Genomic DNA, 14,308 nt, shown 5'->3' with positions numbered 1-14,308 from the left:
TGTAGCATATTGCTTTCGCCCCTCGGCAAGGCCTAAGTATAGACATGCAAGTATACCTACCCATCGCAGAAGTTTCGATAAATGCCTTCTTGCTGTTGGGGCTGGGCGGGCTGGTGGGCATTCTGTCCGGCATGTTCGGTGTAGGCGGCGGGTTTCTGATGACGCCACTGCTGTTTTTTATCGGCATCCCCCCTGCGGTGGCTGTGGCCACCGGCGCGAACCAGATCGTTGCCTCGTCTTTCTCTGGTGTTCTGGCGCATTTCCGACGTCGCACAGTTGATCTGAGGATGGGCACTGTCCTGCTGATCGGCGGGTTGATCGGGGCCGCCGCTGGTGTGGCCGTGTTCAACTATCTGCGTGCGATCGGTCAGGTCGATCTGATGGTGCGTCTTTGCTATGTGCTGTTTTTGGGTATCATCGGCTCGTTGATGTTTGTCGAAAGCCTGTCCGCGCTCCGCCGGTCCAAATCCGGCAAGAAGCCACAGCGCAAAAAGCACGGGCTGGTCCACAAGATGCCCTTCAAGATGCGGTTTCGCGTTTCGGGTCTGTATATATCGGTGATCCCGCCGCTGCTGGTTGGACTTCTGGTTGGTGTGTTAGCCGCGATCATGGGCGTGGGCGGCGGGTTTATCATGGTGCCTGCAATGATCTACATCCTCGGGATGCCGACCAAAGTGGTGATTGGAACTTCGTTGTTCCAGATCATCTTTGTCGCTGGCTTTACCACCATGTTGCACGCCACCACCAACTATACCGTGGATGTGGTTCTAGCTGTCCTGCTGTTGGTCGGTGGCGTCATCGGTGCGCAGATCGGCACCAATATCGGCATGCGGATGAAGGCAGAGCAATTGCGCGTGTTACTGGCACTGTTGGTCATGGTCGTCTGTGGCAAGCTGGCGCTTGAACTGCTGTTGATGCCATCCGAGTTGTATTCCATCGCCGCCACGAGGGCACAGTGATGCTGGCCCGTATATTAGCCATCCTGACGCTGTTCACCGCCCTGCCCGCAATGGCGGAACAGGTCGTGCTGGGCCTGTCCCAGAACGAAGTTGCTATCACCGCCAGCTTTGACGGCTCGGAAATTCTGATTTTTGGCGCGGTCCGCCGCGAAGAGCCGATCCCCGACGGTCCACCGCTAGAGGTTGTGATTACTGTGGCAGGACCGTCGCTGCCCGTAACCGTGCGCCGCAAAGAGCGTCGCTTTGGCATCTGGGTCAACACTGATGCTGTCGATGTGGACCGCGCGCCCAGCTACTATGCCGTCGCCTCAAGCGGACCGCTGCGCGAGGTTCTGACCAACGTCGAAGATCTGCGCTACCGCATCTCGGTGCCCCGTGCGATCCGCTCGGTGGGGGCGCCGATGACCATTCAGGATTCGGCTTCTTTCACCAACGCGCTGATCCGTATCCGAACCGGGTCCGACCTCTATCAACTGCTTGAGGAAAAAGTGGCCGTGGACCAGCAAACACTGTTCCGCACTTCGATCCAGCTGCCCGCAGCGCTGACCGAAGGTGGCTATGTCACCCGCATTTTCCTGACCCGTGACGGGACAGTGGTATCGCAGTACCAGACGACCATCGATGTGCGCAAAGTGGGGTTGGAGCGGTGGCTGCACGCCCTGTCTCGCAATCAACCGCTGCTGTACGGGTTGATGTCGATTGCCATCGCCATTGCTGCCGGTTGGGGCGCATCGGCGGGGTTTGCACTGTTACGGCGCTAACTTCTACAAGAACGCTTCGGGCTCGGCCAGATTCAGCGGAGCGGCTGGAAGGGCTCTTAAATCGTCCACGCGCAACGGCTCGGTCGGTTTTGACAGACGGTTGCGCACCACCCAGATCAGTCGGTTCTGCGCACGGGTGATCGCCACATAGGCCAGACGTTTCCACAATGGTTGCCCCGCCTCGACGCGGCCCATGCGGGCGGCGACAAACAGGTCGGGTGTGAACACCTGCACCGTGTCCCACTGGCTGCCTTGTGCCTTGTGAATGGTTACGGCTGCGCCATGCAGAAATACCGCCCCCATACCTGCCGCAAAGGGGATGAACGGCTCTTCCTCGTCCGGCTTTTCAATCTTGACGATCGACGCTGCGGAAATCTGCGGATCTTCTGCGCCCATGACGTGCAGACGCGAAAACCCCGGCTTGCGCCCTGCCCCCAGAAACACCACCTGCGCGCCTTTGATCAGGCCGCGTGCTTCGAGGTCCAACCGCTTTTTGCGGTGTTTCAGCGGCAGCTCGATCCCGTCGCAAATCAGCGGCTCGCCTTCGATCAATGCGTCTTCGGGTGCGCCATAGACCGTGCGAAAGGCATTGATCAGCCGGATGCGGGTGGCGTTACGCCAGACCAGAACCGGGCTGCGTGACATCAGATCCACCTCGACCCGCTGGCCCCAAACGACACGTTCGTCGCGCTTGGAGGCCTCTTCGACCATCTTCTCGAAATGGTGGAACTCAAGCGCGGGGTCGGCCAGCGCGTGGGCCAGATCAAGGATCGGGTTATCGGCAGCCTGACGGTGGACGCGGCTAAGGTTCATCACCTGTGGCGCAGGCAGTTTTTCAAAGACCATCGTGCCGGACTGACCAACAGGTGCCAACTGGGCCGGATCACCAAACAGCAACAGCGTCGGGAAAATCTCCTTGAGGTCGCCGAACTGTTTGTCGTCCAGCATCGAAGATTCGTCGATAAACCCGATGTCCAGCGGCTCTTCCCGGCGTTTCCAGCCGGTGATGAAATCGCTACCGCGCAGGCCAGCGGCGGCCAATGCGCCGGGGATGGATTTGTTATTGGCATAAAATGCCGCTGCACGGTCCAGCGCCATTTCTGTCAGGTCGGCAATGTCGGGACGTTCGCCATTGCCCGCCAGCCATTCGGCGATGCGTTCGTATTCAGGGTCGTAAACCGGCGTATACAGGATGCGGTGGATCGTTGTGGCCGGCACCCCGCGCAGACGCAGAACGCTGGCCGCTTTGTTGGTCGGCGCAAGGATTGCAAGCGTGCGCTTTTCCTTGCGTTTGCGCGATTCATAATCGCCCGAAACAACCTCAACCCCTGCTTGCTCCAGCGCTTTGTAAAGCTGCGCAAGTAGCAACGTCTTGCCTGATCCGGCCTTGCCCGTCACAGCCATAACCGCGCTGGCCGAAGATTTTGGCGGCGTCAGAAGCTGTTCATCCAGATCAATGCCCGCGCCCCGCAACATTTCGGTGACTGCGTCATAGGCCACGGCCTGATCGTCGGAATATGTAAGGGCCGTGTCTATCATGGCGCAACCCTAAAGCGGGGCTGCGACGGGGACCAGAGGGAACCCGTGCTTTAACCGGTGTGTGCCAGATTTTGTGTGCGCGATACGCCAAAGGAACGGTCGAACCACTGGCGCGAAAGCTGTGGCGTGACGCCCGCACGCTCCGCGACTGCGGCCTTGGCGGTAGGGTCGAACTGCCACAATCCCACGCTGATCTGATCGCGGCCCTGCCCCTGACTGCCCAGAACTTCGGGAGATGAGCCGATCATGCGATAAATGCGTACCATACGCGCATCGAAAACTCCGACAAAATGGTCTACTTCAAAGTTTTCCATGATCTCGCCGCCCCCCAGCATGAGGGCTGCGGCGACATGGCTGCCTGCGCCGCGTGACAGACAAAACCGTGTGCATTCCCAGATGCGCGGGCTGGCGATAGGCACGCCGCCGGTCAGTTGACCAAAGTGGTCGTTGACCATCACCTGTCCCGTTGTGGGCAAAAAGCGCATGGAACCTCCGTGGCTGCCGTCAGGTTCTTCCCAGATCACATAGAGCGGGTTCATCCCGTCATATGCGTCGCGCTCGGCACCAGTGTCGTCCACGCTGACCTCCCAGCCCAGCCGCGTTTTGAACTGGTCGGCACGGTCGCGGAACATGCCATCGCGCAATTCGGGAAATGTCTGAAGATCGTGGCCATAGATGTAGCGTAGCATGGTGCGGCTCCCCTGAGGTCTGTGAGATCTCAGGGGTAGCGGCGGCAGTGTTAACGTGGGCAGTAGCGGGCGTGCGGTGCTGCGGGCGGATGCGCAACACTATACCACGATCAAACCTCTGCTCATGGCGCGGGCGACGGCGTGGGTGGTGTTCATTGCCCCCAGCTTGAACCGCGCGCTTTCGATATAAACCCGCAGCGTATGCTCTGAAATTGACAGGGTTTCAGCGACCTGTGCGCGGCTATAGCCCATCGCCAGCAGGGTCATGGAATCCACCTCGCGCGGGGACAAGCCACGGGCCTGTTCGGGCTGGCGGTCTGGTTCGAACTCCAGCGCCTTTTGGTTGAAAGCATGACCAATCAGGATCAAGGAACGCCGGTACGTTTCGGTAAACGTCGCCCAAGTCGCATCGTCACAGGTGTGCGATACGGTGAACAGCGCAAACTGGCCGTTGGGCCCACGGATCGGTACGGTAAACCCCTGATTGCCGACCCCGTATTCAATCGCTTCAGTCTGAAAGACGCGCGCGGCCTTGCTGGACCAATCCAGCCGCTTCCAGTCGACGGGGTGAAAACGCTGGTAGCAACCGATCACGACCGGATCAATGCGCAGGTAGTTTTGCTCGACATAGCGTTCGCGCCAGCTATCGGAATAGGTGCCACAGCCGTACTGATCCCCGGCGCTGTCGACCCAGTGATAGATCATGTGATTGATCGCGAATAATGCGCGAAATTCTTCGATGACACTCTGAAGAACTGCCAGCGTGTCAGATCGCTCCAGCTTCTCCAGTATAGCTTCCATTTGCGCATTCAGCGTCATCATGCCCGCCCGTTGCCAGTTCCGCTCTTTCGGCGATCTCGGCCATTGCAACGATTGCAGTATCGTCCAGCTGTTCAGCTAAAGCGGGCAATCCATTTGCGCGGGCAAAGGTCCTGAGATCCGTCAGAACATCCAAAATCCAATCACTCTTCATGGTAGGTTCACCCCTAGTTGGTTAACGCTTGGTTAATTCAACTATAGCATGAGCCAAAACTCTTAAGAAATTCGCGTATTGGCACTCCCCAGAAATGGTGAGGGGGTCGCGGCCAAGCCTTTGACACCAAAAGCCACCCTTCCAACAGCAAAACGCCCGCGAACCACTTGGTGATTCGCGGGCGCCGTATTCGCCACAAAATGCAGATGTTTGGATTACCTTCCGGCTTCCAATGCATCCTCAAAAGTGCGTAGGCCGGTCTTGGGGGCCTGAACCAGCACCGACATGTTGCCGGGCTTGTGTTCGTTGCGCATCATTTTCATGTGTGCGTCAGGCAGGTCTCCCCAAGCAAAAACTTCGGACATGCAGGGATCAAGACGGCGTTCCAGCATCAGACGGTTGGCGGCTGACGCCTGTTTGAGGTGGGCAAAGTGGCTGCCTTGCAGACGCTTCTGGTGCATCCACATGTATCGCACGTCAAATGTCAGATTGAACCCCGAGGTGCCCGCGCAGATCACGACCATACCGCCCTTTTTCACCACGAATGTGGATACAGGGAACGTCGCCTCGCCGGGGTGTTCAAACACCATATCGACGTTCACGCCCTTGCCGGTGATGTCCCAGATTGCCTTACCGAATTTGCGGGTCTCGTTGAACCACTCTTTATATTCGGGTGTATTCACCGTCGGCAGTTGCCCCCAGCAGTTGAAATCCTTGCGGTTCAGAACGCCCTTGGCCCCCAGATCCATCACAAAATCGCGTTTGCTTTCATCCGAGATCACGCCAATGGCGTTGGCACCAGCCGTATTGATCAATTGGATCGCGTAAGACCCCAGACCACCCGACGCGCCCCAGACCAGGACGTTCTGACCGGGCTTCAGATCGTGCGGCTCGTGGCCAAACAACATCCGGTATGCAGTAGCCAGTGTCAGCGTGTAACATGCGCTTTCTTCCCAAGTCAGGTGCTTGGGGCGCGGCATCAACTGTTGCGCTTGCACGCGGGTGAACTGGCTGAATGATCCATCAGGCGTTTCATAGCCCCAGATGCGTTGGCTGGGCGAATACATCGGATCACCACCGTTGCACTCTTCGTCGTCGCCATCGTCCTGATTGCAGTGAATCACGACCTCGTCACCGACCTTCCAGCGTTTAACCTTGTCACCCACCGCCCAGACGATACCAGAGGCGTCGGAACCCGCGATGTGGTAGGGCTGCTTGTGGCCGTCAAAAGGGCTGATCGGCTGGCCGAGGGCTGCCCAGACCCCATTGTAGTTGATGCCCGCAGCCATCACCAGAACCAGCACGTCCTGACTGTCAAGCTCGGGCACATCCACGACTTCTTGCAGCATAGCACTGTCAGGTTCACCGTGACGTTCGCGGCGGATGGCCCACGCGTACATCTGTTTGGGAACATAACCCAGCGGGGGCATTTCACCCACTTCGTAAAGGTCTTTTTCGGGTGCTTCGTATTGTGCGATGCCAGTGTCCAAAGCCATGCCAGCCTCCTTAACCATAGATGAAACGCCGCAGTGCAGAATCGCGGCGGGTTTAGGGTGAAATATTGCCCATCACGTAATATTGCAACCACATTTGGGTAAATTTTGTAATTTTATGACTTTGCGCACGCAGAAAGTTAGGGCGCAGGTGCAGCATCGCTGTAAAAGTGTTCGATCGAATTGGCATAGAACACCAACACGTCGCGTTCGGCAGGGTTCATCGCATAAAGACCATCGGTTTCGGTGATCAGCCCACGCAGCAACATATGTTTTTCCGCCTTCAGGCTGATGGCTGGAATTGATTCCCGAGTGACCAGCAGGTTGGTCTTGGCGGTGCGTATTTCCGTGTGTATCGCCTGCTGCAAGGCTTCATGGGTCAGTGGACCCGAGGCACGCAGCATCACCCGCGACAGCAAAGGCACAAAGGACAACGGCATTTCGCTTTCAATTCGGCGCATCAGATCGACCCCCAGCGCTTTTATGTCCGGCTTTGGTGCATAGCTGGACAGGGCCACCGGCTGGCCGAACACCACTGCGGCCTCGCCAAAACGCATATGTTTGCCTAGCAAACGCAGCCAGCCCTTGCGTATGATATAGAACAGGATCACCGAAATCCGGGCGCGAAAACGGCGGCTGCCTTCTTTGTTGGCTGAAATCAGGATGCGATCTTCGAGCACGCGATCATAGTTGATCGCAACGGGGACAAATACCACCTCACGGCCAGATTCCTCCCATGCCTCAACTACATATGTGAGCAGGCCCAGCTTCGCAGGCATTACGCGCCCTGTCAGCGAAAGCCCTCCTTCGGGGAAAATCGCCTGCGTGGCACCACCGGCTGTGGCCATCTGCACATAACGCTGCAAAACCCCGCGATAAAGCGGACCACGCGATTTGCGGCGAATGAAATACGCTCCCATCGACTTGATCAGACCGCTCAGCGGCCAGACCCGCGCCCATTCGCCCACGGCATAGGACAGCGCCGAAGCGCGCGCCGCCAGATAGGTGACCAGCACATAATCCATGTTAGAACGATGGTTCATCACAAAGATAACGGTGGCGTCGGGGGCCACGTTCTTAAGCGCCGTTTCGTTGAGCAAACCGGTGCGCACATCATATACAGTGTTGGCCAGAAAGCGCGCTGCGCGAATGCCAAAGCTAAAATAGGTGAAGGCCGAGAAGCTTGGGACAATTTCGCGGGCATAGCGCTTGGCTTGCTCGAAAGCGACAGCTTCGGGAACGCCTTCGGCGCGGGCGTGTTCAACGATGGCTTGGGTCACCTTGGGGTCATAGACCAGACGCTGGATCATATCGTGCCTGCGCGCCAGTTTGAACGGCTCGATCGGACGGGTCAGACGCGTGTTCAGTCGCGCCACAGCCTTTTCCAGACGCCGCCGGAAAAACCACCGCACCGACGGCAACAAAAAGTGGCTGAGCGCGGTGACCATGGCAAACAACACGATTACGATAAACAGCCAAAGCGGAAGTTGAATGGTTTGCGTCATGCAACCACATTTGCAGGCGGACACGCCCTAGGACAACAACCAACTTCACAATCACAGACCGTCGGCGCGCTTTGTGCCGGGTCAATCGCGCGAACCGGATCAAATGCGTTTACGCCGCAATGCAGCGAATTGACACTACCCGAAAGTTTCATATAGCTAGATCACAACGCAATAATATTGCCCACGCAGATTCATGAGGCCCTTCGATGACACAAAAAGACCGCCCCTGGCTTATCCGTACTTACGCAGGCCACTCGACCGCCAAGGCGTCGAATGCGCTGTATCGGTCAAATCTGGAAAAGGGCCAGACTGGCCTGTCCGTCGCCTTTGATCTGCCCACCCAGACTGGTTACGACAGCGATCATATTCTGGCGCGCGGCGAAGTGGGCAAGGTTGGCGTGCCCGTGGCACATCTGGGCGATATGCGCGCGTTGTTTCAGGACATTCCGCTGGAACAGATGAACACCTCGATGACCATCAACGCGACAGCGCCGTGGCTGCTGGCGCTTTATATCGCGGTGGCCGAAGAACAGGGTGCGGATGTAACGGGCCTGCAAGGCACCGTGCAAAACGACCTGATCAAGGAATATCTCAGCCGCGGCACCTATATCTGCCCCCCTGCTCCGTCGTTGAAAATGATCGCGGACGTGGCCGAATATTGCTATACTAATGTACCAAAATGGAACCCGATGAACGTGTGTTCCTATCACCTGCAAGAAGCGGGTGCTACGCCCGAACAGGAATTGGCCTTTGCGCTGGCTACTGCAACGGCTGTTCTGGATGAATTGAAACCCCGTGTTCCGGCAGAAGATTTTCCCGTATTAGTTGGGCGTATTTCGTTTTTCGTGAATGCCGGCATCCGATTTGTGACTGAAATGTGCAAAATGCGCGCTTTTGTCGATTTGTGGGACGAGATTTGCGCAACCCGCTATGGTGTAGAAGATTCCAAGTATCGGCGCTTTCGCTATGGCGTGCAGGTCAATTCGCTGGGGCTGACCGAACAGCAGCCTGAAAACAACGTCTACCGTATTCTGATCGAAATGCTTGCGGTCACCCTTTCCAAAAAGGCACGCGCCCGCGCGGTTCAATTGCCCGCTTGGAACGAAGCGCTTGGCCTGCCGCGTCCTTGGGATCAGCAATGGTCAATGCGGATGCAGCAAATCCTGGCGTTTGAAACCGATCTTCTAGAGTTTGACGACCTGTTTGATGGTAACCCTGCGGTTGACGCCAAGGTCGAAGAATTGAAAGCGGGCGCACGGGCCGAATTGGACAACCTTGATGGCATGGGCGGCGCAATTGATGCGATCGACTATATGAAGGCGCAATTGGTGCAATCCAATTCCGACCGCCTAAGCCGGATCGAAGCGGGCGAAACCGTAGTTGTCGGCGTAAATAAATACACCAACTCCGAGCCATCGCCGTTGATGACCGAAGACGGTGGCATCATGACCGTGGACCCTGCAACTGAAGCCGACCAGATCGCCCGTCTGGAAGAATGGCGCAGCAGCCGTGATCAGGCGGCGGTCGACGCCGCGCTGGCCGAATTGCGCACCGCGGCAGCAACGGGCGAAAACGTGATGCCAGCGTCAATCAGCGCCGCCCGTGCTGGTGTGACCACCGGCGAATGGGCCGCCCAGATGCGCAGCGTCTTCGGGGAATACCGTGGCCCCACGGGCGTGTCGGCATCGGTGTCGAACAAAACCGAAGGGCTGGAAGACCTGCGCAGTGCCGTCGACGCGGTCAGCGACAAGCTGGGCCGCCGCCTGAAATTCCTTGTGGGTAAACCCGGACTGGACGGACATTCGAACGGAGCCGAACAAATCGCTGTGCGCGCCCGCGATTGCGGCATGGACATCACCTATGACGGCATCCGCCTGACCCCCGAAGAAATCGTGACCGCTGCACTTGAGCAAAACGCACATGTGGTCGGCCTGTCGATCCTTTCCGGCAGCCACGTGCCTCTGGTCGAAGATTTGATGGAAAGAATGCGCGCTGCAGATTTGGGCCACATTCCCGTGATTGTTGGTGGCATTATTCCCGATGAAGATGCTAAACGCCTCCAGGGTTTTGGCGTGGCGCGTGTCTATACCCCTAAAGACTTCGAATTGAACACTATAATGAATGACATCGTAACTCTGGTCGATCCAAAAGCTGTGGCTGCCGAATAACCATCCAATGCGCCTATTACGAGAAACACAAAAATTCGCCAAATACGCGAGTCCACTTGACAATGTCAAATGTATTGCCAATTGCGCCGGAATGCGCGATGGATAAAGCTTGTGCTTTAGGAAAGGCAATCAAATGAACATTGATCTTAAGACCATGTCGCACAAAGACTTGGAAAAGCTTCTGGTCGACGTAAAGGCGGCGATTAAGAACGCTCAGACCCGGGACCGCCGCGAGGCGCGCAAGGCAGCAGAAAAAGCGGCTGCGGAGTACGGTTTTTCTCTGGAGGAATTGTCTGGCCCTGCCAGTTCGAAAAAGGCGGGAAAAGCGAAACGCCCATCCGAACCGAAATTCGCAAACCCGAATGATCCGTCGCAAACGTGGACCGGAAAAGGCCGACAGCCGAAATGGTATGTCGAAGCGGTTGCAGGCGGGAAAAAACCCGCCGATCTGGAAATCTGAACCAGACGACCGGCATTTTCTGGCGCGGCCAACATTCCGCGTATGAAGATCAAGCGCCACTTTGCGCCGTCTTGCTTCACTCTCACACCACCACCTGCGCGCGGCGTCTCGCGGGTGGCGGTGCCAGGCCCTGGAATCCATTGAAATAGAGGATGGAACTGGCGGCCGACCCCAACGTCATCCCACCGCAAATGTGGCAATCCTGGCTTGTCCTCTTGCCCCGTCGTCCCCATGAAGGCAGTCTGACCCAGACACCTTCAGGAGACCGCCATGACCGTCCACATCGGAGCCAAGCCCGACCAGATCGCAGAAACCGTGCTGATGCCCGGTGACCCCTATCGCGCCAAATGGGCCGCCGAGACGTTCCTGGACGGAGCTGAACTGATCAACGAAGTGCGCGGGATGCTGGGCTTTACCGGAACATGGAAAGGCAACCGCGTCACGATTCAGGGATCGGGCATGGGCATGCCGTCGCTGTCGATCTATGCCAACGAGCTGATCGGCGAATATGACGTAAAAACCCTGATCCGGATCGGGTCATGCGGCGGGATGCAGCCGTATGTGGGCATCCGCGACGTGATCGTGGCAATGACCGCCAGCACAATTACCTCGCCTTCCTCGGGTATTTTCCGCGAAATGAATTACGCCCCTTGTGCCGACTACGGCCTGCTGGCGGCAGCGGTCAAAGCCGCAGAGGCGCGCGGGACCAAGACACATGTGGGCGGGATCTATTCGTCGGATGTGTTCTATGCCGAACGGCCCGATCTGGATGAACAGATGGTGCGCCACGGTATCTTGGGTGTCGAGATGGAAGCGGCAGAGTTGTATACGCTGGCGGCGCGTCACGGACGCCGGGCGCTGGCGGTCCTGACGGTCAGCGACCATTTGCAGACGGGCGAGGCTTTGCCGTCCGAAGACCGCGAGAAAACCTTTGGCGACATGGTCGAGATCGCGCTGGAAGCCGCATTTGCGTGATTACCCAAGTGTCTGAAAGCCACAGGTAAGGAAATTGAGTCCGAAATGCAGGGCTGTCTGACCCTCTACCAGCCGTGGGTGCGGTTGTAACCGTTGGGCGCCAGAGGTTCCCAGTTCTTCAGGGCGTCTGGCTGCGGCTTGAAAACCTCGACCAGCAGCGGATGGCAAGGGACCGTGTCGCTGGAATGTTCGGAAGAACAATCACCGCCCGGGCATGCACTCAACCCGCCCAAAATGTCGATCTCGGCGAAAAAATCGATGTGGTCACCAGGGCGCACGGGGCTGGCCTTCATGAAATATTGACCGGTGTCCCGGGTAAAGCCTGTACACATGAACACGTTAAGCACATCATGAACGTGCGTTTCGGCCTCTTGCGGTGCTATGCCCAGATGGGCCGCCAGCGCGCGGGTCAGGTTCGAGTGGCAGCAGTGGTGGTACTGCCCGCCTGCCAACAGGTTGTGGGTATAGGGATCGCATCGGGTGCCGATCACATCGTGAACCGATCCGCCAAAGCTGTCGATACCGTACCAGTCCAGCGTGTCGTGGATCACCGTGGCCATCGGGCGCATCGCAGGAAAGCTGGACCACATACGGTCGCCCGTCGTCAGGTGGGTGCCGTGCAAGGCGCGGGTTTTGCCAGAGTAGAACCGTTCAGACAGATCGCGGGCGTTCCACAGATTCAGATCGCCGACCTGTGGGCCTTCTATGGATGAAATGCGAAAGATATGGCCCGCGGGTGCGCTGAATGTAGCGGCGTCGCGCGGTGGCACTGTGACCTCGTCCACCTTGCTCATACCTTTACGAGCGGCGGAATATAGGCCCATATCAGGCTGCGGCAGCGTTTCGACCGGATAGCAAATCACCGGCGTAATGGCGCGGCGGGCTTCGGCATCATCTGGAGGATTGGGCAATGGGTGACCTCTGGTCTGAGGGCGTGCGGCGCGCGCCGCAAGAGGCGCACGCCGGGTGAACATCAGATGGAGCGTTCAACCATCATTTTCTTGATATTCGAAATCGCTGCAGCAGGGTTCAGACCCTTGGGACAGGTTTTCGCGCAGTTCATGATGGTATGGCAGCGGTACAGTTTGAACGGATCTTCAAGATCGTCTAACCGCTCACCCGTAGCCTCGTCGCGGCTGTCGATGATCCAGCGATAAGCGTGCAGCAAAGCGGCTGGCCCAAGGTAGCGGTCGCCGTTCCACCAATAGCTGGGGCAGGATGTCGAGCAGCAGGCGCACATGACACATTCGTACAGGCCGTCCAGCTTTTCGCGATCCTCCACCGACTGCCTCCACTCTTTCGCGGGGCGGTTGGTCTTGGTTTCCAACCACGGCATCACCGACGCGTGCTGGGCGTAAAAGTGCGTCAGGTCGGGGATCAAATCCTTGACAACCGGCATATGCGGCAACGGATAGATCTTCACGTCACCCTTCACTTCGTCCATGCCATAGATACAGGCCAACGTGTTGATGCCGTCGATGTTCATCGCACACGAGCCGCAAATACCCTCGCGGCAGGACCGGCGGAATGTCAGCGTCGGGTCGATCTCGTTCTTGATCTTGATAAGCGCGTCCAAAATCATCGGGCCGCAGGCGTCCAGATCGATCCAGTAGGTGTCGACTTGGGGGTTTTTGCCGTCATCGGGGTTCCAGCGGTAAATCTGGAACTTGCGCAGATTGGTGGCACCTTCGGGCTTGGGCCATGTTTTACCGGTTTTGATCCGGCTGTTCTTGGGAAGCGTCAGTTGAACCATCTGGTGTCTCCTTTACGCGGTCAGGGCTGCAACGCCCGCCTTGGTGATGCATGATTGTGTTTCTGGCCGTTCGAGGACACCCCGAACCAGCACAGCGGTTGTTTCACGAACGCCGATCACGGCGTCTTTGGCGAATTCACCGATTTCACGGGCCGATGCATTGTCGATGATGCAATCGGAAAAGGGGGTCACTGCGGCCTTGGGCACCATCGGAAAACGGGTCACAAGTGTTTCAGCGACGGCCGCCTTGGCCGACTTGCGCGCCACACCGTCCACCGCCTGGGTGGTTTCAGCGCAGGCCGTCAGCGCCACCAGCGACAGGATCAACAGTGCCCTCATGCCGCCCACCGCGTGAACATCACGTCCATGTGGCGCGGTTGTGCGCGCTTACCGGGACCATCCGCAATGGCAAGAATGTCGCGCAGCTCCAGCCCCGCTTGCGCCAGCAGCGCGATGGCTTCTGATGGGGGCGCGGTTTTGGTGAAACGGTCAGTCACGCTCAACTCCAATATCACAAATTCGCAGCGTTTCAGTGTTTTGGGGCCACCCGCCAGCACGGCGGCCTCGAACCCCTCGGTATCGATCTTCAGACCGACGCGGCCATCATAGGCCTTGGCGACATCGTCCAGCCGTTTGACGGGCACCTCGTAAGTATCGACCTTGTTGAAGGTCGTGGCCAGATTATCTGTCCGCTCCATCAACGATGCCATCGCCCCGCCCTTGCCCGGTGTCGTTTCGGGAACATTCAGCGCAGCAATACCCGTTTCGGCGCCCAGTGCCACGGCATGAAAGTCGAAATCGTCCAACTGCCCCGAGGTGCGCACCGCATCTGCGCAATCGGGCTGCGGGTCGACCAGCACAAAGCGCGCATTGGGAAAGGATTTGTACAGCCACGGCGTGCCGTCATGTACCCCGACATCAAACACGACATCGGGGGAAAATCCGTATCCTTTCAGATAGAACGCACGCGTCTTGACGGGATGGACAGCCAACCCTTCGGACTTTAGCGTGCGCCGGATTTCACCAAGCATGG

At 57.9% G+C, this 14,308-nt stretch carries 15 protein-coding genes; 5 read left to right on the top strand and 10 right to left on the bottom strand.

Features of this window, described 5'->3' with window-relative positions:
* Positions 1-44 precede the first annotated feature (44 nt).
* Positions 45-959: a sulfite exporter TauE/SafE family protein gene (locus SULPSESMR1_RS02070; protein ID WP_089419344.1), complete on the top strand. Its 915-nt coding sequence runs from the start codon at positions 45-47 to the stop codon at positions 957-959.
* The gene (locus tag SULPSESMR1_RS02065) at positions 959-1,720 is read left to right on the top strand and encodes a TIGR02186 family protein (protein WP_089419343.1); all 762 of its coding nucleotides are present in this window, start codon (positions 959-961) and stop codon (positions 1,718-1,720) included. Before SULPSESMR1_RS02070 ends, SULPSESMR1_RS02065 begins: the two co-directional genes overlap by 1 nt.
* Before the next feature lie 3 nt (positions 1,721-1,723).
* Here SULPSESMR1_RS02065 and SULPSESMR1_RS02060 read toward each other — a convergent pair whose 3' ends face one another.
* The 6 genes from SULPSESMR1_RS02060 to SULPSESMR1_RS02035 all read right to left on the bottom strand — a co-directional run bounded on the left by SULPSESMR1_RS02060 (position 1,724) and on the right by SULPSESMR1_RS02035 (position 7,919).
* Positions 1,724-3,259 (bottom strand): ATP-dependent DNA helicase, encoded by a 1,536-nt coding sequence (locus SULPSESMR1_RS02060; protein WP_089419342.1) that lies wholly within the window; start codon positions 3,257-3,259, stop codon positions 1,724-1,726.
* Between the two features lie 50 nt (positions 3,260-3,309).
* Complete coding sequence (locus SULPSESMR1_RS02055) at positions 3,310-3,948, bottom strand: acyl-homoserine-lactone synthase (protein ID WP_089419341.1); 639 nt, start codon at positions 3,946-3,948, stop codon at positions 3,310-3,312.
* A 99-nt stretch (positions 3,949-4,047) separates the two neighbouring features.
* On the bottom strand, positions 4,048-4,749 hold the full coding sequence (locus SULPSESMR1_RS02050) for a helix-turn-helix transcriptional regulator (protein WP_240311503.1): 702 nt from the start codon (positions 4,747-4,749) through the stop codon (positions 4,048-4,050).
* Positions 4,715-4,921: a hypothetical protein gene (locus tag SULPSESMR1_RS02045; protein WP_089419339.1), complete on the bottom strand. Its 207-nt coding sequence runs from the start codon at positions 4,919-4,921 to the stop codon at positions 4,715-4,717. Before SULPSESMR1_RS02045 ends, SULPSESMR1_RS02050 begins: the two co-directional genes overlap by 35 nt.
* 215 nt (positions 4,922-5,136) lie before the next feature.
* The gene (gene ccrA, locus SULPSESMR1_RS02040) at positions 5,137-6,417 is read right to left on the bottom strand and encodes a crotonyl-CoA carboxylase/reductase (RefSeq protein ID WP_089419338.1); all 1,281 of its coding nucleotides are present in this window, start codon (positions 6,415-6,417) and stop codon (positions 5,137-5,139) included.
* Positions 6,418-6,554: 137 nt separating this feature from the next.
* Complete coding sequence (locus SULPSESMR1_RS02035) at positions 6,555-7,919, bottom strand: 1-acyl-sn-glycerol-3-phosphate acyltransferase (protein WP_089419337.1); 1,365 nt, start codon at positions 7,917-7,919, stop codon at positions 6,555-6,557.
* A 206-nt stretch (positions 7,920-8,125) separates the two neighbouring features.
* Here SULPSESMR1_RS02035 and SULPSESMR1_RS02030 point away from each other — a divergent pair, with 206 nt between their 5' ends.
* The 3 genes from SULPSESMR1_RS02030 to deoD all read left to right on the top strand — a co-directional run bounded on the left by SULPSESMR1_RS02030 (position 8,126) and on the right by deoD (position 11,522).
* Complete coding sequence (locus tag SULPSESMR1_RS02030) at positions 8,126-10,087, top strand: protein meaA (protein WP_089419336.1); 1,962 nt, start codon at positions 8,126-8,128, stop codon at positions 10,085-10,087.
* A 133-nt stretch (positions 10,088-10,220) separates the two neighbouring features.
* On the top strand, positions 10,221-10,547 hold the full coding sequence (locus SULPSESMR1_RS02025) for an H-NS family nucleoid-associated regulatory protein (RefSeq protein ID WP_089419335.1): 327 nt from the start codon (positions 10,221-10,223) through the stop codon (positions 10,545-10,547).
* A gap of 270 nt (positions 10,548-10,817) precedes the next feature.
* Positions 10,818-11,522, top strand: a complete 705-nt coding sequence (deoD, locus tag SULPSESMR1_RS02020; RefSeq protein WP_089419334.1) for a purine-nucleoside phosphorylase — start codon at positions 10,818-10,820, stop codon at positions 11,520-11,522.
* Positions 11,523-11,587: 65 nt separating this feature from the next.
* On the opposite strand, the gene SULPSESMR1_RS02015 is transcribed toward deoD, so the two are convergent.
* The 4 genes from SULPSESMR1_RS02015 to SULPSESMR1_RS02000 form a co-directional block, all read right to left on the bottom strand.
* Entirely contained in the window at positions 11,588-12,433 is an 846-nt protein-coding gene (locus tag SULPSESMR1_RS02015; RefSeq protein ID WP_240311504.1) for an urea carboxylase-associated family protein, read from the bottom strand.
* A 62-nt stretch (positions 12,434-12,495) separates the two neighbouring features.
* Complete coding sequence (locus SULPSESMR1_RS02010) at positions 12,496-13,275, bottom strand: succinate dehydrogenase iron-sulfur subunit (RefSeq protein WP_089419332.1); 780 nt, start codon at positions 13,273-13,275, stop codon at positions 12,496-12,498.
* Between the two features lie 12 nt (positions 13,276-13,287).
* Positions 13,288-13,614, bottom strand: a complete 327-nt coding sequence (locus SULPSESMR1_RS02005) for a hypothetical protein (RefSeq protein ID WP_089419331.1) — start codon at positions 13,612-13,614, stop codon at positions 13,288-13,290.
* Positions 13,611-14,306, bottom strand: coding sequence for an FkbM family methyltransferase (locus SULPSESMR1_RS02000; protein ID WP_089419330.1), 696 nt, complete (start codon positions 14,304-14,306; stop codon positions 13,611-13,613). Before SULPSESMR1_RS02000 ends, SULPSESMR1_RS02005 begins: the two co-directional genes overlap by 4 nt.
* Positions 14,307-14,308: the final 2 nt, after the last annotated feature.

The organism is Pseudosulfitobacter pseudonitzschiae, from assembly GCF_002222635.1.
GTDB classification, from domain to species: Bacteria; Pseudomonadota; Alphaproteobacteria; order Rhodobacterales; family Rhodobacteraceae; genus Pseudosulfitobacter; species Pseudosulfitobacter pseudonitzschiae_A.
The sequence above is the reverse complement of the archived record's forward strand: the minus strand, read 5'-3'. Positions and strand labels throughout refer to the sequence as shown.

Coding starts and splice junctions, on each gene's coding strand:
- SULPSESMR1_RS02070 (WP_089419344.1), top strand. CDS start 45: ATGCAAGTATACCTACCCATCGCAGAAGTTTCGATAAATGCCTTCTTG.
- SULPSESMR1_RS02065 (WP_089419343.1), top strand. CDS start 959: ATGCTGGCCCGTATATTAGCCATCCTGACGCTGTTCACCGCCCTGCCC.
- SULPSESMR1_RS02060 (WP_089419342.1), bottom strand. CDS start 3,259: ATGATAGACACGGCCCTTACATATTCCGACGATCAGGCCGTGGCCTAT.
- SULPSESMR1_RS02055 (WP_089419341.1), bottom strand. CDS start 3,948: ATGCTACGCTACATCTATGGCCACGATCTTCAGACATTTCCCGAATTG.
- SULPSESMR1_RS02050 (WP_240311503.1), bottom strand. CDS start 4,749: ATGGAAGCTATACTGGAGAAGCTGGAGCGATCTGACACGCTGGCAGTT.
- SULPSESMR1_RS02045 (WP_089419339.1), bottom strand. CDS start 4,921: ATGAAGAGTGATTGGATTTTGGATGTTCTGACGGATCTCAGGACCTTT.
- ccrA (WP_089419338.1), bottom strand. CDS start 6,417: ATGGCTTTGGACACTGGCATCGCACAATACGAAGCACCCGAAAAAGAC.
- SULPSESMR1_RS02035 (WP_089419337.1), bottom strand. CDS start 7,919: ATGACGCAAACCATTCAACTTCCGCTTTGGCTGTTTATCGTAATCGTG.
- SULPSESMR1_RS02030 (WP_089419336.1), top strand. CDS start 8,126: ATGACACAAAAAGACCGCCCCTGGCTTATCCGTACTTACGCAGGCCAC.
- SULPSESMR1_RS02025 (WP_089419335.1), top strand. CDS start 10,221: ATGAACATTGATCTTAAGACCATGTCGCACAAAGACTTGGAAAAGCTT.
- deoD (WP_089419334.1), top strand. CDS start 10,818: ATGACCGTCCACATCGGAGCCAAGCCCGACCAGATCGCAGAAACCGTG.
- SULPSESMR1_RS02010 (WP_089419332.1), bottom strand. CDS start 13,275: ATGGTTCAACTGACGCTTCCCAAGAACAGCCGGATCAAAACCGGTAAA.
- SULPSESMR1_RS02005 (WP_089419331.1), bottom strand. CDS start 13,614: ATGAGGGCACTGTTGATCCTGTCGCTGGTGGCGCTGACGGCCTGCGCT.
- SULPSESMR1_RS02000 (WP_089419330.1), bottom strand. CDS start 14,306: ATGCTTGGTGAAATCCGGCGCACGCTAAAGTCCGAAGGGTTGGCTGTC.